A 19,358-nucleotide genomic window follows, 5' to 3' on the forward strand; every position below is an offset into this window, starting at 1 on the left:
ATCTCTGTCAATCCATCCTCACTCCACAAACTCTCTTCACCTTCCTCCATCTCTTTCACGTTCCATCCTCACTCCACAAACCCTCTTCACTTTCCTCCATCTCTCTCCATCCATCTTCACTCACAAACTCTCTTCACCTTCCTCCATCTCTCTCCATCCATCCTCACTCCACAAACTCTCTTCACTTTCCTCCATCTCTCTCCATCCATCCTCACCCACAACCCCTCTTCACTTTCCTCCATCTCTCTCCATCCATCCTCACTCCACAAACCCTCTTCACCTCCATTCCTTCTCAACCCTCCCTCACTGCCATTCCACTCCCTCATTAAGCAAAAACTCAAAAATTACCCTCTAAATCCTTTGTTCTCTGTTCCACTAAAAAATTATAAAAAACTAAAGTAAATCTCTTTCAATCCCAACTTCCATCTCCTGGCCCCATCCTATAATCATCCGTCTTTTTCTATACCACCAGGGCCGGGATGTGAAGTTCCACATACTCAAACAAAATATCTTTAGTGTAATCCAGTATCCGTGGGCCCCGTTTCCTTTCCAGGTCCCCCTCAAACTTCACCCGGGGCCCCGGTACTGATACACGCAACAAAAACTCTTTAATTCAACGCTGTGTTAAGGTATTCCTGCAAAGCCGCAGGATAAAGCAGTACCTCAGCTACCTCCTGTTTCTTTGTGGGTGTATAGCAGGTCCCTTCCATAAATACATCCTCTAGCTGCTGCTTGAAGTGTGTAGGCTTGAACTGGCTAGCCACCAGCTGCGCCGCACAACTCATATCTGCGTATAACGGTTTATTATGCAATAGCTGTTCAACATGCTTGCGTACCTGCTCTACATAATGTCCGCTGATGCGGTAACCATTCCAACCATGCGCTACCAGTTCGTTCGCACCACCTGCCAGCGGTACAATCACCGGACGGCCATAACTCATTGCCTGCAGAATACTGATATCAAATGTCTCCTGGAAATGTCCCGCATGAGACAGGTTCAGTACTACAGCCGCACGTTGATAGAATGGGTGCATATCCAGCTGTGTATCGTAGATCATGATATTGTTCGGTACGGTCATACCTTTAAAATGATCTGCAATTTCTTTATATGTTGCTTTGATAACCAGTTCAAACCTTGTTTTCGGCATGGCCTTAGCCAGTTCTATCAGTTCTTGCACACCGCTCTCTTCTTCCAGTTTAGCCACCATCAGGATGGTCTTGCGGGCACCATGATTTGCATGTAATACCGCTTCCTGTACAAATGAACTGGGCAGACAGCTGTGAATTACTCTCTTTTCTGCTTTCCTGAACTCAAATTGTGACTGTACAAACCGGGAAGCATATACGATCTGGTGTGCGAGTAACTGTGCACTTTTCAGCATCGGTTTCCTGAATGCTACAGGCTGTATCGCCGTTTCGTGAATGTGATAGGTGATTTGCGCTCCCTTCAGCCTGCTGGCCCAAGCCGCCCCAAAAGGTTGTAAAGTATTAATGTATACCTTATCGCCTTTTTTACTTAACCAAAGTACCTTGAAAAAAATACTCATCTGCGCCAGCAGGAAGCTGAAGAATAAACGCGTTTTGTTACCCCGTTCTATATAATTTATGTAGTGATACTGTATGTGCGATAAATCGGTCAGGTATCCTGGTGTATGCGTGTTGCCGTTCGTAATTAAATGGATGTCCATGCCCTTCTCCGCTAAGGTTTCCAGCGATTCACGGAAGATCAATGTGTTTCCACTCCTGTCGTTTGATAAATGAACTGCTATTATCTTTTTCATGGGTTGCATAATTTAAAAATGCGTTTTAACAGGTATAGGGATAAAAGGACTAAGGTGTAAGCAATCGTAGGTTAGGTAGTTAAATAAAACATTGGCTTAATGTCTTAACATATCGTGCAGAAAGCTTACAATCATTAGTGTGGCGACGATCAGGCTAAAGAAAAAGAAGAAGCGGTTATTGCGTTTTTTCTTCTTCAGGTAGTCCTGTACAACGAACAGCTTGCTGAGTGTTGATGTGATATGCTCCAGCACGTTGTCATCCTTTATAATGTAGTCAAATGCACCGTTCTTGAGTGAGGCAGTCGCAATGTCTGTCTGCTGTCTTGCACTGGCAAAAATGACAAAGATGTTTGTGTTAAAGCGTTTGATCTCTTTCAGTACATCCAGACCAGTCATATCGCCCAGGTCATGATCCAGTATTACGATATCCGGCTCATCCGTCAGCTGTTCCAGGAAGTCTTTGCCTGAAAGGAAGCAGGAGATATTATTGTAGCCCTGAGCTCTCAGGTGTTTATCGTAAGTAGCCAGATAAAATGGATCATCATCTACGACGTATATTTTGCTGTCTGTTTTTGTTGCCATTTCGTTGTCGTTTGATATAGTAGAAACCAATTAGAGGCCAGAAATATTTGACGTGCCAAATCAGCCACCACGGCTGGTTTTGAAATTGGCATGGGCTATAAATGGTCTCTTTTCTAGAAGATTTTCCAAAAAATGGAAAAAAAGAAGACCCTGGTCGTATGACCAGGGTCTTCTAATATATTTTAAGCCGAATGCTTATTTCTTATTACTATAATTACTCTTATTATTCCTGAATTTATACCCGCCAGGCCGCTTCTTTCCTCCACTACCTGGTTTGGCGGTATATTCCGGCACGGGGCCTAATTCCTCGGGCACCGGGGTTTTCGTCACCGATTTTCCCAATACTTCTTCAATTCGTGCAAACTTCCGCTGCTCCTTTTCACTCACGATTGTATAAGCCGTGCCCTCTGTGGCAGCTCTGGCCGTACGTCCAATCCTATGGATATAATCCTCCGCATCATTGGGCACATCATAATTGATCACAAGATTGATATCCTCAATATCAATCCCTCTGCTCAATATATCTGTCGCTACAAGGATTTTCAGTTTCTTACTCTTAAAATCCATTAGCACCTGCTCTCTCTGATCCTGCTCGAGGTCAGAATGTATCTGCTCCACTGTAAACTTTGCCTTCTGCAACTCATTAGTGAGTTGCTTCACATTCTGCTTGCGGGAACAGAAGATAATTATATTATCAAATTCCTTCGCCTTCAGCAAAGCCTTTATCAAAGCGGGTTTTTGTTCATCATATACCACAAAAGCCTCCTGTACGATCTTCTCCGGTGGCTTGGAAATCGCAATATTGATCTCCTCCGGCTGATGCAGGATCTTCATTGCCAGTTTCCGGATCTTTTCCGGCATGGTCGCAGAAAATAGCAGGTTTTGTCTCACCTTTGGCAAGAAGGACGTGATTTTAATGATATCATCATTAAAACCCATATCCAGCATACGGTCGGCTTCGTCTAATACCAGGTATTTCACCGCGTCCAGTTTCACATACCCCATGTTCAGGTGCGCGATCATACGCCCAGGCGTACAGATCACCATATCCACCCCAGAGGTCAATGCTTTCTTTTCGGCAGAGAACAAGGCGCCATTACTACCTCCATATACAGCAATGGAGCTGATATTGGTAAAATAAGACATCCCTTCCAGCGTCTGTGCAATCTGCACCGCCAGTTCACGTGTAGGAACAATGATCAGGGAATTGATCTTATGGTTATCGTGATGCTCGGTAAGGAGCCGGTGAATAATGGGAAGCAGGAAAGCGGCAGTTTTACCCGTGCCTGTTTGTGCACAGGCCAGAATATCCTTACCAGCAATAATGGGGGGGATAACTTTTTCCTGTACAGGCGTTGCTGTGGTATAACCCATTGCGTCAATCCCGTCTAGTACCCTGTCATCCAGGTCAAATTCATCAAAATACAAAGCGTGTACTGTTTAAAATCATTAAATATTAACTAAAGATAACAAAAAACGGCCACCTAAGGTGCGATACAAATAATAAGCGCCAAATACTGCCCATCCCGGTATGTTCTTTGCGGGAAATTAGGCTTTTCATTACAAAATACGTGACCATGCTTGAAGATTTACAGAAGAACCTAAACATGCCGCCATTTTTATGGAATATTTTGCTAGGGGCCTCGGCACTTATTACTGGATTGATAATCAAATACTTAATAGCATTTATTCTACGTCTTACTACGAAGAATAATACCAGTTATTCCCTGATCAGATCCATATTGAAGCACCTGGGCCTGGCTGTCAATTATCTACTTCCATTATTGGTTTTCAATATAGTGCTTCCATTCATGGAACTTTCCCGGAAGCCTATGAATATTCTCTCTAAAACCGCTGAAATTGGCCTTATCCTATCCTTTGGCTTTGCCCTCGCAGGCCTTGTTAAGGTCTTTGAAGACTATATGTACCACTCCTACGACCTGAGCAAGGAAGATAACCTCAGGGAACGTAAATTGAGGACCCAGTTACAGTTCGTGCGTAAGTTCGCTGTCAGCACAATACTGGTTCTCACTCTCTGCGCCGTTCTACTCAGTTTTGATAGTCTCCGCAAGATCGGTGCCGGCTTACTGACCGGTGTGGGTGTCAGTGGTATTATTATCGGTTTTGCCGCTCAGCGGTCACTGTCCAATTTTCTCGCCGGTATGCAGATCGCCTTTACCCAACCTATCCGTATAGACGATGTGCTCGTCGTAGAAGGTGAATGGGGCAGGGTAGAAGAGATCACCCTTACCTATGTGGTACTCGGTATCTGGGACCAGCGTAAATTAATCCTGCCTATCAATTATTTTATTGAAAAGCCGTTTCAGAACTGGACCCGTACCGGCTCTGCTATTTTGGGTACAGCGTTTTTATACCTGGATCATACTGCGCCTTTCGACGCCATGCGCGAGGAATTGGATCGCATACTCAAAACCCATCCGCTGTGGGATAGAAGAGTGAAAGCTGTACAGGTGACTGATATTAGAGAACGTGTGGTGGAGGTCCGCTTCCTGGTGAGTGCTAACAGTTCAGGGAAGGCTTTTGATCTCCGTTGTGATGTCAGGGAAAAGATGCTGGTTTTTTTAAGGGACAATCATCCTTATTGTTTGCCTAAGACACGTGCAGTGCTGGAAGAAAGCGCAAATAAAACCAATGATCCTAACCAGGCAAATGGTGCTGGCATCAATCCATTCAACCTGCCTTCACAGGCTTAAACTATACCTGTCATGGGGCATCAATCCATCCGATTCATGCCTCATGCTAAATCTCCATCCAACTAAATCCATCAGATGTTCATGCCTCATTGCTGAATCTCCATCTCACATCCAACTAAATCCATCAGATGTTCATGCCTCATTGCTGAATCTCCATCTCACATCCAACTAAATCCATCAGATGTTCATGCCTCATTGCTGAATCTCCATCTCACATCCAACTGAATCCATCAGATGCCTCATGTCTCATTGCCGAACTCCATCTCCATCCAACTAAATCCATCAGAAGCCTCATGCATCATTTTCAATCTCCATCTCACATCCATCCCTCAATACTTATCGTCATTCACCTCAATCCAGTTCCCCTCCGGATCTTTAAAATAAACCTGCTGCACCCCATCCACTCTCTTATTCGCCACATCCTTCACCCCCTGCCAACTCTCAAACGGCACCTTATTCGCATGTAGTCTATCAATAAACGTTGCCATCGAAGGCACGCTAAAACACAAATGCCCATTCTTATCATGCGTCGTCACAGCTGCCGCCCCCCTGATCAGGTGCATCTGGCTATGCTCGCCAATCCTAAACCAGGAATGTTTGCCATCATGAAAAGGTTCTGGAATTGTATCGATCTGTAGTACATCCCTATAGAATGCAGTGGTTTTTTCAAGATCGTATACATATACGGCAATATGGTTCAGTATCGGGCTTTTTTGTTGGGCAATGGCTTGTATATGGGTCATCATAACAATTGCTAGCAGGCAGAGTGGAATTATCTTTTTCATACCTTTAAGATAAGGCATATTCCCTATATTCTCACCCGTACAAATTTTCGGCTGGCTTTAATACCAGTATCCATAAACAGCGTGATCACATATACCCCTGGATTGTATTTATCTACGTCAAACTGGTATTGAAATATACTTTCACCAACGTCTACCGTCTGCGAATCCGTAAACATCAGTTGCCCCGACAGGTTCACTATCCTGATATCGATCTTGGTGATCCCGGAACTCCCGCTACCATCACTCATCACATACTTCACCGTCGCTGTGCTGGCATATGCGGGATTGGGGTATACCGTCATATCATCTTTCTTATAAGCAATAGTATCTCCCAAAGGCTGCTCAAAGCCAAACCAAAGGGCATAGTTCAGACTACTATCTGCAAATATGATGGGTTCACCAATATTGTAGGCGATATAAAACATACCCTGAACCAGAAGGTATGTTCCGGCAGTACCAATGGTATACTGCTTGGCCGTGTACCTTTCTGTAGTATCAGTCTGCCCATACGACAAGCCTGCAACCATCATCATGGCAGCAACCAGCAGTCCTGTAAATATGGTTTTTCTCAGATTTATCATTTTAAGGTCTTTCTGAATAAATTGCGATCTCTACGCGTCGGTTCTTTTCTTTGGCAACCTGGGTATTTTCTGTGCTAAGGGGTTTAGTTTGTCCGTAACCGATAGTCGTGATATGATCTGCACTCACTCCTTTTGAGGTCAGGTAGGTCTTTACCGCTTCGCTTCTTTTTTCTGAAAGGGTTTGATTAAATGCCGGGGTACCTTCATTATCTGTATGGCCGCTCAATGTTACGTACCATTCAGGATGAGTTTTCAGCAGGGTGGCCAGGTTGTCCATTGATGACAATGAACGTTTAGCAATATCTGCTTTCGCACTCGCAAATTGGAGGTTAGAAAATGCTTTATTTACGATAAGTTCTTCTTCTGTTTTTAATGCCGCTTTTTTAGCTTCACCTGCTGTAGAATCAATCACTGGTCTCACTTCTTCTGTAGACAGCATCGGACCCGGGCCTACTGCAAAACGCTGATCGGAGTAGTTCAGTGTAGCACCTGTCGCAATCACTTCATCTGCCCTGCTGGCTACAATCTGCCAGGTGAACGCCACATTTGATTTCCCGTTTTGTAATTCTTTTACATCAAAACCATTAGGTGTTTTATTGGTCACAAACACACCGTTACAATCACCTTCCAGCTGGATAAATACTTTTAGCGGATGTTTCTCATCTACACGAATATGTTGCGTAAGCAGTTTGTCAAGATCAATATGCGCTTTACCATCTTTCAGTTCACCAGCACCATAGTCCTGGAACAGAATTTCGGGCGCTTCTGTACAATACAGTAACCGTGGCTTACCAGTTTCGTCCTTGATAATGGTAGATTTACTACCTGTGGTGGCATACCCTACAAATGTGCCGGCAGTGGCCTGACCGGCTAAATAAATATTCCCGATCACTGCACTGCCATAGCGGCTTTCGAAATACCCACCCCAGCGACCGGCATCACCACCGGAATTGGTAGAACTCTTTCCATAACCACTCACACCAATATAACCCACCCCAGATACTCCTGTACCACCTGAAGCTGGCGCAACGACTGACATATTGTTACCTCCACCAGCTACACCCACACCTGCAGTAGTATTAGAAATACCACCAATACCTACCACACCGTAGTTAATACCGTTACCCAATACACCTGCACCAGATGTAGGACCCTGTAATAATGAAGTATTCGTATAATCAATGTTGTTACCTATCCCCAGCAAACCTATTCCCGTGGTACTCTGTGCCCAACCAATCATACCTGCACCATACGCTCCGCTGGATGTATATATAAAGGGAGATCGCGTGGAACCAAAGATCCCATACCCCCCTGTACTGGAATAATTTTCACCTTTTATGGGCAAGGAACCCTTACTGTTTGACCAGCCATATACACCGGCACCTGCAGAGGAGACCCCCTGTATACCATAACCATTACTATAGTTACGGCCATAGATCGCAGCAGTACTGTTAGAGTTATAACCATTGATCGCGTGTTCTGTACTAGCTTCGCTTGAATTCAATGCCAATGGCGCACCACCCCCAAATACCGTGAATACGGCCTGCCCCTGGGAAGAAGCTGTATCCGCACTACCATTTACAAACACCCTGGAAGTATTGGTGAAGTGTATTCTTTCCTGTTGCGTACCATTACCATTTGTTTTGATGGCAAAAGCTGCTGTATCAAGTGTACCTATAAAATCAGTGTTCGAATTCGTACCCGTATTACCTGTCGTGAGCCAAACCTTTTTAGTCGCTTTCAAGGTATCTGTGCTGGCAGTTGTCGCGAGACCTAACAGCCCAGTCGTTTCATAATCCAGCGTTTTCATCGTCCAGCCTGTACCACCTTCTGCCAGTACCTGCCAGGCCGTGCCATCATAGATATAAGAAGTACGATCAGTCGTATTATAATAAGCCTGGTTCAGAGTAGGAGAGGTGGGTGCGGTGGCAAAAGAACCCAGCCACGAAATACCTATCCCTTGCACACCATCTTCGGTGAGCACCTGCCAGGTTGTACCATCGTAGATGTATGATTTTCTATCTGTAGAGTTATAATAAGCCTGGTTGAGCGAAGCGGTCGTCGGGGTATCAGTCAGGGTACCGAGCCAAACGAGCGTTGTACCATCCACTCCATCCTGTGCCATAATCTGCCACGCAGTGCCATCATAGATGTAAGACTTTTTGAGGGTCATATCGTAGTAGGCCTGGTTAGAAACAGGACCAGTAGGTTCGGTGGTGAAAGCGCCCAGCCAGGTCACAGAAGTACCATCCTGGGTCATAATCTGCCATATACCGGTACTATCGTAGATATAAGATTTCTTGTCAACACTGTTGTAATAAGCGTCGCCGGTAACAGCGGTCAGCGGTGCTGTGGTCAGTGTACCTTTCCAGCTGATGCCAGTACCAGTACCTGTTCCGCCGGAACTGGATCCACCGTTGGCCGCATACAATGCATAGGGTACGGCAAACATCTGTACTGGGCTACCAATCGCTTCATAATTACCGGATGAGGTCATATCTGCATAAGCCTGCAGCCAAACATAACCACTGCTCCATGGAATGGCACTCCATGATCCGGTGATCACGGTCCCTTTACCAATTACAGTAGAAATAATACCCTGTTGGGAACTTACTAATGAAGTTACTTCTTCATATACAGGGGCACTATTATATTCAGCAGAAAAAGAGAACTTGACCATCACCGTCAGGTTCGCTGCTACGCCCTGGGTACTGGTCTTTCTCAAAACTGCCTGATAGTTCATACCTTGTAAACCGGTAATGCCTGTATTGGTAGTTTGAGCACTTACACTGCTTACACACACTAGAAAAGGAAGAAGTAAAATGAGTAAAATTGCTTTCATCTCATAGGATATTTGGCCTGCGCTATAAATATAAATAATATCAAGTTAAAATATATTATTATATAATGACTTAAATATAGTAAAGATAGTGTTAATATTTTAGAATTTCCGGAGAAAGTGTCTTTTTTGCATGCTTTTGCCATCAGAATATGCAAAAATGGCCGAATTCAGGGACCGTATTGTTTGATGGTCAAGGATTAGAGCTAAATATTAAATTATCGGAATAGTAAGTAGCACTAACAGAAACGCTGAATATCAAATGTTTCCTGCATTTCATTGTAACATATTAACCCTGACTAATGTCATTTTCACCGGGCTTTACTTTTTGCAGCCAGCACCGTATATTGGGTGTTCTAAAGGATTTCAAGATATGAAATTGGGACTCATGCATTACCCAATGCTGGCAGCGGCGTTGCTCGCTTCCGGCATTCAATTAAACGGTCAATCAAAAAAGACAGTTGTTACAGGCACCAAGATTTACAAACCAGTAGATTATGTAGATCCTTACATCGGATCGGGCGGCCACGGCCACGTATTTGTAGGCGCCAACGTACCTTTTGGTGCGGTTCAGGTAGGACCTACCAATATCACAAAAGGTTGGGATTGGTGCTCTGGTTATCATTACTCTGACAGTGTCATGATCGGTTTTTCGCAGACTCACCTGAGTGGTACCGGTATTGGTGACCTGGGCGACGTACTCATAATGCCCTATACCGGCAAGGTACGTACGAACCGTGGTACACAGGATAATCCCACCAGCGGTTATGGCTCGCACTACTCCCACGCACACGAAACGGCAAAACCTGGTTATTATGCCGTAACGCTGGAAGATTACAAAATTAAGGTGGAACTCACCGCCTCTGAAAGAGTAGGCTTTCATAAGTATACTTTCCCTCAGAACGAAGAAGGTCACATTATTGTAGACCTGAAAGAAGGGATCGGTTGGGATGGTCCCGTAGAAACTTACATCACCAAAAAGGATGAATACACCCTCGAAGGCTATCGATATTCTAAAGGATGGGCGGTAGACCAACGCCTGTGGTTCGCGATCAAAAGTAATGTGCCAATGAAGGACTTTACTGTGTATAATGCCGATGTGCTGCAAACAGGCACTGCTGCCAGCGCCAAAGAGGTGAAAGGTGTGATCTCCTTTCAAAAAGCGCCCGCCACTGTGCTGCTGAAGGTGGGTATTTCTCCTGTAAGCAGTGACAATGCCTTAAAGAATATCAATGCTGAAATTCCGGGATGGGATTTTGCAGCCGTGACAAAGGCAGCAAATGAAAAATGGAATAAGGAGTTGTCAAAAGTAAGTCTGACTACCAGGAATGATTCTGCAAAGACGATTTTCTATACTTCCTTATATCATACCATGATCGCACCGTCATTGTTCAATGACAATAATGGTGCATACCGTGGTACTGATAAGCACGAGTATGCGAACCCGGGTTTCAACAACTACACCGTATTTTCGCTCTGGGATATTTACCGTTCAGACATGCCGATGTATACGCTGTTGCAACCTGATCGTGTAAGCGGGTTTGTAAATTCTATGCTGGCTATTTACAAACAACAAGGCAAACTGCCTATCTGGCCACTGATGGGCAATGAAACGGATTGTATGGTAGGATACCATGCAGTGCCTTTTATTGCAGATGCATACCTGAAAGGGTATACCGGTTTTGATCCAAACGAAGCTTTTGAAGCCATGAAGACTTCTGCCACCAGAGATGATTATGGCATGAAGGATATCAAAGCGAAAGGCTATATCTCTTCCGAACATGAAAAGGAGTCCGTGTCCAAAGCGATGGAATACGCGATCGACGACTGGTGTATAGCTGCCATGGCAAAGAAACTGGGTCGTACCGAAGACTTTGAATATTTCTCTAAACGGGCAACTTATTATAAGAACTACTTTGATCCTTCCATACGTTTTGTGCGTCCAAGAATGGATGATGGTAGCTGGAAAACGCCTTTTGATCCTTTCAATTCTATCCATGAATTTGGGGATTTTACAGAGGGCAATGCCTGGCAATATACCTGGCTGGTACCACAGGATCCGGAAGGCCTGATTGCCCTGCTGGGTGGCGATGAGCCGTTCACCAAGAAACTGGATAGCCTGTTTACCGCTTCCGGTGATATGGGTGACAAGGCAAGTAGTGATATTTCTGGTCTGATCGGGATGTATGCACATGGAAATGAACCAAGTCATCACGTCACTTACCTTTACAATTATGCCGGTTACCAGTGGAAGACGGCGGAGAAGGTAAGACAGGTGGTCAATGAATTCTATACCACTACGCCCGAAGGACTGGCAGGTAACGAGGATTGTGGTGCCATGTCTTCCTGGTATGTAATGTCTTCATTAGGTTTCTACCCTGTAAACCCTGCAAAAGGGATTTATGTACTGGGTAGCCCGCTGTTTGATAAAGCAGTGCTGAAATTAGCCGGTGGAAAGACCTTTACTGTGGAGACTGTGAACAATAGCGGGACGAATATCTATATCCAGAGTGCTACGCTGAATGGTAAGCCGTATAAGAATAGTTATATCCGTCATGCGGATATGGTGAAAGGAGGGGTGTTGAAAATCAAAATGGGCCCTCAGCCCAACTATGATTTTGGGAAGGCACCAGAAAATCGCCCGGATTCTAAATTCTGATTTTTTTATAACTGAGAAAAAGCCGCTTTTGTCCGAAGGGACAAAAGCGGCTTTTTTGATTTCCAGGCCTGCCGGAGGCAAAAAAAACACACCCCGCATTCAAATCCTGACCGCAGGTCATGAAATTGATAAAATACTACTCATTTTTGTGAAAATAATATAGAGTGTAAAATAATAAGCGTAAGAAAAACAACTTGTTATCTCAAATCATTAACTGGTAATTAACTTAATTATCAAACAGATGGTCCTAACTTCGATGCAATAGATTGCAAGAGAAATTCACGTGCAGAAGCCACCGTCTTATTTAACAAGGAATTATTTATGATGATCGAGAACCACGAGCACATTTACCAGCTCCTGTTGGAAAAACGAAACGGTACAATCAGCGAAGCAGACGATGCCTGGGTCGCAGGTCTTATCGACAACCACGAAGAGATCGCCCTAATGTGGCGTGCCCTGAAACAAAGCTACATCACTCCCGGCGAAGAAGCCCTCTGGCATCAGATCGATGAAAATGCTGCCTGGAACAATGTTAAAAGTCAGCTCACTGTACCCGGCCGAAAGGTTCACATGAACCGTACGCTCCTGATGGCCGCTGCCATCACGGTCCTCGTAGCCCTTGCCATCAGTGCCGTCTGGCGTTCCGGTATCTGGCAAAAAGATACCCCTCTGCCAATCGCTGCCGCCACCCATCCGGTAGGCACCGTTCCCGGTTTGCAATTACAACTGGCCAACGGTAGCACAGTAGCGTTGCCATACAACCAGGCCCGTCAGCAAATTACTGCCGGTGACGTACAGCTGAGCGCCGGCGCCAAACAACTACAATATGCAGCTAATGGAAAAATGGGAGAAGGGTTCAATACACTGACCGTTCCCCCAAAAATGGATTATAAACTCGCCCTCTCAGACGGTACGGAAGTATGGCTGAATGCCACCTCCAAACTTCGCTTCCCCTTCGCTTTCAAAGGCGATAAAAGGGAAGTATACCTGGAAGGCGAGGGCTACTTCAATGTAGCAAAGAAAGATGGACAGCCTTTTATCGTACACACTGCCCATACAGATATTACCGTACTCGGTACCACCTTCAATGTGAACGCATACAGCAAAGACGTGACCACTACCTCCCTGGTAACAGGTAAGGTGCTGACTAAATCCGGCAACGAGGAAGTAACCCTGAAACCCGGCCAGCAGGTAGCATACAATACCAGTAACAAATATAGCGTAGACAACTTTGACGCTGAAGAAGTACTGGCATGGATGCGTGGTCTCTATGTCTTCCACAACACCTCTTTGGAACACATCGCTACTGTAATAGAGCGGTGGTATGGTGTAAAAGTAGTGTTCGATGACCCTTCCCTCGCTGGCAAAAAATTTACAGGTGGACTGGAAAAACTACAGGCCCTTGATTACTTCCTCGAAACACTACAGATCATTGGGGATGTAGATCACTACTACGACCAAGATGTATTACACCTTAAGCTGAAGAAATAATTGTTATTCAGAAAATTATAGATTTTGATAAAATGAAAGCTAACTTAATATCCGGTATTGCTGCTGCAAATTCCGGATGGCGTACTTGATCAGGGAATTATGCCCTGTCAGGTTTAGCTTTTTTGAAATGTTGTGTCTGTGGTTCTCAACAGTCTTGATACTAATGTTGAGTGCCTGTGCAATTTCTTTAGTGCTCAATCCTTCCGCAATCATCTGCATGATGCGAAGTTCTGTTTTACTCAGTTTGCTGTATATCTCCGGGGCAACTACAGGCATAGACACAATGGTGGTATGCTTCTTCTCCCGCTGTTGCAGGTTGAAAACCGTAAACCTTGTGATCCTCGATTTAATACTCATAAGCAGTTCTTTGCTCTTAAAAGGCTTTGTCAGAAAATCATCTGCGCCGAGATTCATACCCATTCGCATATCTTCCTTACCTTCTTTTCCACTGATCAGTATAATAGGTAAATGCTGCAGTGTAGGGTCGTTTCGCAATTCCATAAGGAAGTGGTAACCACTGCCTCCTCTCAGTTTTACGCCACATAAAATGAGGTCCGGTTTAAACTGACGGCTCATGTACATCCCTTCTTCGGGGGTAGTACTGGTGATCAGATCGTAGTTTTGTAGGGTGAGGAGCTGCTGTATTTTGCGGATTAAAGCAGTATCTTCCTCCAAGAGTAAAATTTTATAGATTGGTGCTGTCATTCAATTTAATTTGAGCTGGTTTATACGTTCACGCTAGGCCTTTTATCGCTGCATCGAGGCCTTGGTTAGTTCGCTGGTTCTCATCAAGAACGCATATCTGCTGCTGACGTGGTTTAATAGGACTGATAAATGCCACTGTTAGATTGAATAAATTTTCCCTCTCTGATTGGTGAAAGCGATGGATAATGGTTGGTTCCTTTCTCCAAAGTTGCAGGTAATGTGCTAATGACCATACTCATTTTTTTTTAGTCTAATAATAATGTCTTTTTCCTAGTGGGGTTTTTCAAGAAGATAGGTATGGATTCCAACTGCTGACCTGCACGTAAATATGCGTCAAATAACCGCCCCTTTTGCCTTTTCAGCTGTGGTCGATACTTAAAATAAGTGTTAGTACCTAGAAATATGTGTATACTTACTCATTTTATAAAAAAGCATGCCAATAAATGTAGTTTTGACGACAACAATTTTACATCTTTACAGTAATAAATGCATAAAGCATTTAAAACTAGATATATTCAGTGTAAAAATTAACATCAATAAGGTATAAAATTTATGTCTTATTTCATTGATTTAATTTTTTGGAACGATATACAAGTGAAACAGGAAGAGTATAGATCAAAATTGATAGAGAGCCATATCCATAATAAAGCCAGACTCTCGCTAAGCCTTGGTATGCGTATTGGGTACCAGGGCAACTGCGATAGATTTGGGACCCCAAGGCTACAAGCTGTGTATCCCTCTATACCAGGCTCTGCATAGGAACTGTGTAACCCCACGGTAAATATATAGAACAGCGCCAGGTACCTTATTAATACACAGGTTTTCATAGGATAGATAACTAAATTGCCGCCTATTCCTAGGCGGCATTTCATTTTCCCGTCAATCACGATCGCTATTTTCTTCTGTTGACTGTACATTTCCCGTCAGCCAGGATCGCTATTTTCTTATACCGACAGTACATTTTCCGTCATTCAATACCGTTATTTTCTTCTGTTGACTGTACATTTCCCGTCCGCCACGATCACTATTTCCTTCTACCGACAGTACATTTTCCGTCATTCAATACCGCTATTTTCTTCTGTTGACTGTACATTTCCCGTCCGCCACGATCACTATTCCCTTCTGCCATCCATCCATTTTCCATCATTTACCCATCCCTATTACCTCCTCCTTGCCCCCCGCGACCCTACTTTCATTCCCACTCCGATGTTACCATTCCCAACACCCGTTTCCTTTTAATTAAATAATTCCTTAGATTTATTCTTCAGGTCTTCGGGCCCTTCTAACTACTATGTATATACTATTAACTTAAATAATTCCATGGAACAATCCACTACTCAATCAGCCCGGAGAAAATTTCTCCGTAACTTATCACTTGGCACCCTGGCTGCGGCGGCCCTTCCTGACATCTCATTTGCCAACCCCATTAGTGAAAAAGCTAAAAAGATAACCCTGAAAAAGGATGCTGTGATCCTGTTCCAGGGCGATTCCATTACCGATGCCGGCCGTAAAAGAGATCATGATGAGGCAAACAATGGCGGTGCCCTGGGCACCGGGTATGCATTTCTCGCAGCTGCAGCTTTGTTAAAACAATTCCCTGACCGGAACCTGAAGATCTATAACAGAGGCATCAGCGGGAATAAAGTATACCAGCTGGCAGAACGCTGGGACGCAGATTGCCTGAACCTGCAACCAGATGTACTCAGTATTTTGATTGGGGTAAATGACTATTGGCATACGCTGACTAATAATTATACCGGTACCGTTAAAACCTATCAGGATGACCTGACTGCTTTGCTGGATCGTACGAAGCAGAAATTACCAAATGTACAGTTGATTATCGGAGAGCCGTTTGCTGTCAATCATGTGAAAGCTGTAGATGACAAATGGTTTCCGGCATTTAATGACTATCGTACAGCTGCAAAAGAAATAGCAGGTAAATACAATGCCATTTTCATTCCTTACCAGGATATCTTTGATAAGGCACAAAAGTCTGCACCAGGTAGTTACTGGACAGGGGATGGGGTGCATCCCAGCCTCGCCGGTGCAGAGCTGATGGCGGCTAGCTGGTTAGATACTGTAAAATGATAATGCAAAAAGAAACGCTTCTGCCGAAGGCAGAAGCGTTTCTTTTTGGGTACCCTGGCCTGCGGCCGGCAGAAATACAATGCTTTAATACATCAATTTATACACCACCGGCGTCACTATCCTCGACAACAACGTTGAACTAATCAAGCCGCCAATCAACACAATCGCCAGCGGCGCTATCAACGGATTCGTACTGATCGCGATCGGTATCAATCCACCAATCGCCGTCAATGATGTCAATACAATCGGCAGGAACCTGATCTCACCCGCCTCACGGATCGCTGCGTCCAATGATTTACCCTGCTCTCTCAACTGGTTCGTAAAATCTACCAGCAGGATCGTATTCTTCACCTCAATCCCTGCCAGCGCAATCATACCGATGATCGCCACAAAAGACAGTGAATTGCCCGTCATCCATAAAGCTACTGCCGCACCTACAACCCCCAATGGGATGACTGACAGTACCACAAACGTGCTCTTGAATGTCCTGAACTCCAATATCAACACCGCTATAAACATAAACACCGTCAGGATAATAATATTGGTAAAATCCCCAAATGAATCCTTCCTTGATTCAATCTCACCACCCATCTCATATGAATACCCCTTCGGCAAGGGCATCGCATCCATCTTCGCTATCACATCATTCAGCACCTTGTCCACCAGTACTCCTTTATCTACAAAAGCCGTCACAGATACTACTCTTCTCTTCTCCTGATGACTGATACTGATCGGAGAGTTCTCCATTTTCAAATCCGCCACCTGGCCCAAAGGAATCGCCTTTCCATCATTGTTATTTACATACAGACTGTTGAACACATCCATCGTTGGTCTGCCTTCCTTATTCCTCGTCAGCAAAATGTCGTAGTCATTATCATTATTATCTGCATAGTGCCCCAGGTTCAAACCTGCCACTGCCAGTCTCACCGTACGATCTATATTCAGACTTGGAATACCCAGCTGCTGCGCCTTCTCTTTATTGATTACTACCCGGATATCACTCTTCAGCAACTTCACAGGATTGTCTACATAAATAGTACCCGGTGTTTTCCGCAACATTTCTTCTGCCCGACCCGCTAAGGTTCTCAGTGAATCCAGGTTATCGCCGAACAACCGGATCTCTACCGGTGCCGGTAAAGCAGGTCCCTGCTCAAAGTTTTTCACTTCTACCTTCGCACCCGGATAAGGTGTCCACAGCTGACGTAGTTTATCAATAATTACCAGTTTCTTTTCAGGAGAGGTCTCGGGTTTCAACTGTACAAAGATCTGTGCATAGTCACTTCTTTCATGCTCCTGTATAATATTATAATACACCCTTGGATTACCCCTGCCTATATTTGTAGAAAAGTATTGTATATCCTTTTCAGTCTTTAACACTTTCTCCACTTCCAGCGCAATCTGCTGTGTATAGGGCAGGTTGGACTGTGCCGGGGTGGTTATATTAATGAGAAACTGTGGCTTCTCTGAAGCGGGGAATAACCCAAATCCTATTATTTTGAACAGGTAAATAGAACCGCCAAAAATGATCACTGTCGCTATGATAGTTAAAACAGGACGCCTCAGCGCACCATCCAGCAATTTACTGTAACTGCCATGGATCAGGCGTTTCAACCCACGCATAAAGATATTACCATCCGGATGACCACTATGCGTTTTCAACAATTTGCTGCTCAGGAAAGGAATGATCGTCAATGATACGAGCATGGAAGCCAGTACACTAAAGATCACCGCCAGCGGTAAACCCCTGATAAAATCACCGGAACCTTCCGGCATAAATACCAGTGGCATAAAGGCAATGATCAACGCTGCCGTACACCCAATTACTGCCAGTCCAATCTGTTTGGTCGCTTTCAGTGTGGCCTCCATTCTGTTATGCCCTTCCAGCATCCATCGCTCTATATTTTCAACGACCACAATACTATCATCCACCAGTAAACCCAACGCTACCACCAAACCAACAATACTCAGCTGGTTCAGGTTATAGCCAAATACATTCAGCAATACGATCCCAATAGACAAAGACAGCGGAATAGAGATCATCACAATCAGCGCCGGTCTGAAACCCAGTGGCAGCAAGGTCACCGCCACCAGCAGGATTGCAATAATAAAGTCTTCGCCCAACCCACTCAATCGCCTGTTTACATTTTCTGCCTGATCAAAATTTTCTACCAGGTCAATATTGGCAGGCAATGTTTTCTTAAACTGCTCAATCACCGGACCATACACCTGTTTGGTCTTACTGATATTCTCACCTTCCTTTTGCGCGGCCACCAGGAATATACACCGGTGTGCATTCAGGCGCGTAGCATACGTTTCATCATTAAATCCATAGTATATATTCGCAATATCCCGCAGAAAAATATTCTTATTACTATTTACATTGATCACAGTATTCCTGATCTCATCCAGTGATTTATAGCTACCACTACTCTTGATATTGTAAGTGCGATTTCCCGCATCAATGCTACCACCGGGGATGTTGGCCATTTCTCCCTGCAAACTACTGATCACGCTGTTCACAGAAATTCCCATCTGTGCAATCTTCTCCATCTGCAATTCAATCCGCACCTGTCTGTCAGGTACACCATGAATTTCTACATTCTTCAGCTCCTTCAGTCTTTCCAGTTCATCCTGCAATTTCTCAGCATAGTATTGCAGTTTGTCCATGGGCGCATTTTCAGACACAAGACCCAGTTGCAGGATATTTACATCACTTGGCTGGAACCGCATCACGTCAATGCGTATATTTTCTGGTAGTTCTCCACGCTTGCCATTTACTACACGCAGCACTTCCTGGTACTTTTCATTCACATCGCTGCTGTATTTATATTCTACCCTGATCACGGCCAAACCATCGCCAATAGAGGTACGTAACCTTTTTACATTCTCCTGTGCATAGAGTTCTTTTTCCAGTGGATCGACCACGAGGTCTTCCATATCTTTCGGACTGGTACCGGGATACACGACTACCACAGAGTAAGTCGGCGCATGCATTTCCGGGTCTTCGGAACGTGGCATATTAAAGATCGTCGTGATGCCCAGTGTGATAATCATGATAAAGATGACCAGGGTAAACTGGTAATTCTTTACCGCATATGTTGAAATTTTCATGTGCTGATAGTTGAAACGGTTA

13 protein-coding genes are annotated in these 19,358 nt (G+C 44.4%); 5 read left to right on the forward strand and 8 right to left on the reverse strand.

The window, feature by feature from the left end; all coding sequences use genetic code 11:
* The coding region (locus BW716_RS36755; RefSeq protein WP_179091116.1) for a hypothetical protein at positions 1-329 on the forward strand (329 nt) is incomplete at its 5' end.
* Between the two features lie 279 nt (positions 330-608).
* On the opposite strand, the gene BW716_RS13185 is transcribed toward BW716_RS36755, so the two are convergent.
* The 3 genes from BW716_RS13185 to BW716_RS13195 all read right to left on the reverse strand — a co-directional run bounded on the left by BW716_RS13185 (position 609) and on the right by BW716_RS13195 (position 3,791).
* Positions 609-1,781, reverse strand: a complete 1,173-nt coding sequence (locus BW716_RS13185) for a glycosyltransferase family 4 protein (protein WP_179091117.1) — start codon at positions 1,779-1,781, stop codon at positions 609-611.
* Between the two features lie 96 nt (positions 1,782-1,877).
* On the reverse strand, positions 1,878-2,363 hold the full coding sequence (locus BW716_RS13190) for a response regulator (protein WP_083723034.1): 486 nt from the start codon (positions 2,361-2,363) through the stop codon (positions 1,878-1,880).
* Between the two features lie 195 nt (positions 2,364-2,558).
* Positions 2,559-3,791: a DEAD/DEAH box helicase gene (locus BW716_RS13195; RefSeq protein ID WP_083723035.1), complete on the reverse strand. Its 1,233-nt coding sequence runs from the start codon at positions 3,789-3,791 to the stop codon at positions 2,559-2,561.
* A 149-nt stretch (positions 3,792-3,940) separates the two neighbouring features.
* Here BW716_RS13195 and BW716_RS13200 point away from each other — a divergent pair, with 149 nt between their 5' ends.
* Positions 3,941-5,077 carry a mechanosensitive ion channel family protein gene (locus BW716_RS13200; RefSeq protein ID WP_083723036.1) on the forward strand — a complete coding sequence of 379 codons (1,137 nt, stop codon included), beginning with the start codon at positions 3,941-3,943 and terminating at the stop codon, positions 5,075-5,077.
* A 329-nt stretch (positions 5,078-5,406) separates the two neighbouring features.
* Here the strand turns inward: BW716_RS13200 and BW716_RS13205 are convergent, their stop codons facing one another.
* The 3 genes from BW716_RS13205 to BW716_RS13215 are packed head-to-tail and all read right to left on the reverse strand — an operon-like array spanning position 5,407 to position 9,285.
* The gene (locus BW716_RS13205) at positions 5,407-5,862 is read right to left on the reverse strand and encodes a VOC family protein (RefSeq protein ID WP_083723116.1); all 456 of its coding nucleotides are present in this window, start codon (positions 5,860-5,862) and stop codon (positions 5,407-5,409) included.
* Positions 5,863-5,885: 23 nt separating this feature from the next.
* On the reverse strand, positions 5,886-6,443 hold the full coding sequence (locus BW716_RS13210) for a T9SS type A sorting domain-containing protein (protein WP_083723037.1): 558 nt from the start codon (positions 6,441-6,443) through the stop codon (positions 5,886-5,888).
* A gap of 1 nt (position 6,444) precedes the next feature.
* Complete coding sequence (locus BW716_RS13215) at positions 6,445-9,285, reverse strand: OmpA family protein (RefSeq protein ID WP_083723038.1); 2,841 nt, start codon at positions 9,283-9,285, stop codon at positions 6,445-6,447.
* 370 nt (positions 9,286-9,655) lie between these two features.
* Between BW716_RS13215 and BW716_RS13220 the strand changes: the two genes are divergently transcribed.
* Positions 9,656-11,941 carry a GH92 family glycosyl hydrolase gene (locus BW716_RS13220; protein WP_083723117.1) on the forward strand — a complete coding sequence of 762 codons (2,286 nt, stop codon included), beginning with the start codon at positions 9,656-9,658 and terminating at the stop codon, positions 11,939-11,941.
* 321 nt (positions 11,942-12,262) lie between these two features.
* Positions 12,263-13,432: a FecR family protein gene (locus BW716_RS13225; protein WP_083723039.1), complete on the forward strand. Its 1,170-nt coding sequence runs from the start codon at positions 12,263-12,265 to the stop codon at positions 13,430-13,432.
* 39 nt (positions 13,433-13,471) lie between these two features.
* Here BW716_RS13225 and BW716_RS13230 read toward each other — a convergent pair whose 3' ends face one another.
* Complete coding sequence (locus tag BW716_RS13230; RefSeq protein WP_083723040.1) at positions 13,472-14,137, reverse strand: response regulator transcription factor; 666 nt, start codon at positions 14,135-14,137, stop codon at positions 13,472-13,474.
* A 1,320-nt stretch (positions 14,138-15,457) separates the two neighbouring features.
* On the opposite strand from BW716_RS13230, the gene BW716_RS13235 reads away from it, so the two are divergent.
* Positions 15,458-16,225, forward strand: coding sequence for an SGNH/GDSL hydrolase family protein (locus tag BW716_RS13235; RefSeq protein WP_083723041.1), 768 nt, complete (start codon positions 15,458-15,460; stop codon positions 16,223-16,225).
* Between the two features lie 84 nt (positions 16,226-16,309).
* Here the strand turns inward: BW716_RS13235 and BW716_RS13240 are convergent, their stop codons facing one another.
* A complete protein-coding gene (locus BW716_RS13240; protein WP_083723042.1) occupies positions 16,310-19,336 on the reverse strand; it encodes an efflux RND transporter permease subunit in 3,027 nt (1,008 codons plus the stop codon).
* Positions 19,337-19,358 lie beyond the last annotated feature (22 nt).

This window comes from [Flexibacter] sp. ATCC 35208 (assembly GCF_001975825.1).
Lineage (GTDB): Bacteria > Bacteroidota > Bacteroidia > Chitinophagales > Chitinophagaceae > Chitinophaga.

Excerpts from the sequence above, each read along its gene's own strand:
- BW716_RS13185 (WP_179091117.1), bottom strand. The coding sequence starts at position 1,781 with ATGAAAAAGATAATAGCAGTTCATTTATCAAACGACAGGAGTGGAAAC.
- BW716_RS13190 (WP_083723034.1), bottom strand. The coding sequence starts at position 2,363 with ATGGCAACAAAAACAGACAGCAAAATATACGTCGTAGATGATGATCCA.
- BW716_RS13200 (WP_083723036.1), top strand. The coding sequence starts at position 3,941 with ATGCTTGAAGATTTACAGAAGAACCTAAACATGCCGCCATTTTTATGG.
- BW716_RS13205 (WP_083723116.1), bottom strand. The coding sequence starts at position 5,862 with ATGAAAAAGATAATTCCACTCTGCCTGCTAGCAATTGTTATGATGACC.
- BW716_RS13210 (WP_083723037.1), bottom strand. The coding sequence starts at position 6,443 with ATGATAAATCTGAGAAAAACCATATTTACAGGACTGCTGGTTGCTGCC.
- BW716_RS13215 (WP_083723038.1), bottom strand. The coding sequence starts at position 9,285 with ATGAAAGCAATTTTACTCATTTTACTTCTTCCTTTTCTAGTGTGTGTA.
- BW716_RS13220 (WP_083723117.1), top strand. The coding sequence starts at position 9,656 with ATGAAATTGGGACTCATGCATTACCCAATGCTGGCAGCGGCGTTGCTC.
- BW716_RS13225 (WP_083723039.1), top strand. The coding sequence starts at position 12,263 with ATGATGATCGAGAACCACGAGCACATTTACCAGCTCCTGTTGGAAAAA.
- BW716_RS13230 (WP_083723040.1), bottom strand. The coding sequence starts at position 14,137 with ATGACAGCACCAATCTATAAAATTTTACTCTTGGAGGAAGATACTGCT.
- BW716_RS13235 (WP_083723041.1), top strand. The coding sequence starts at position 15,458 with ATGGAACAATCCACTACTCAATCAGCCCGGAGAAAATTTCTCCGTAAC.
- BW716_RS13240 (WP_083723042.1), bottom strand. The coding sequence starts at position 19,336 with ATGAAAATTTCAACATATGCGGTAAAGAATTACCAGTTTACCCTGGTC.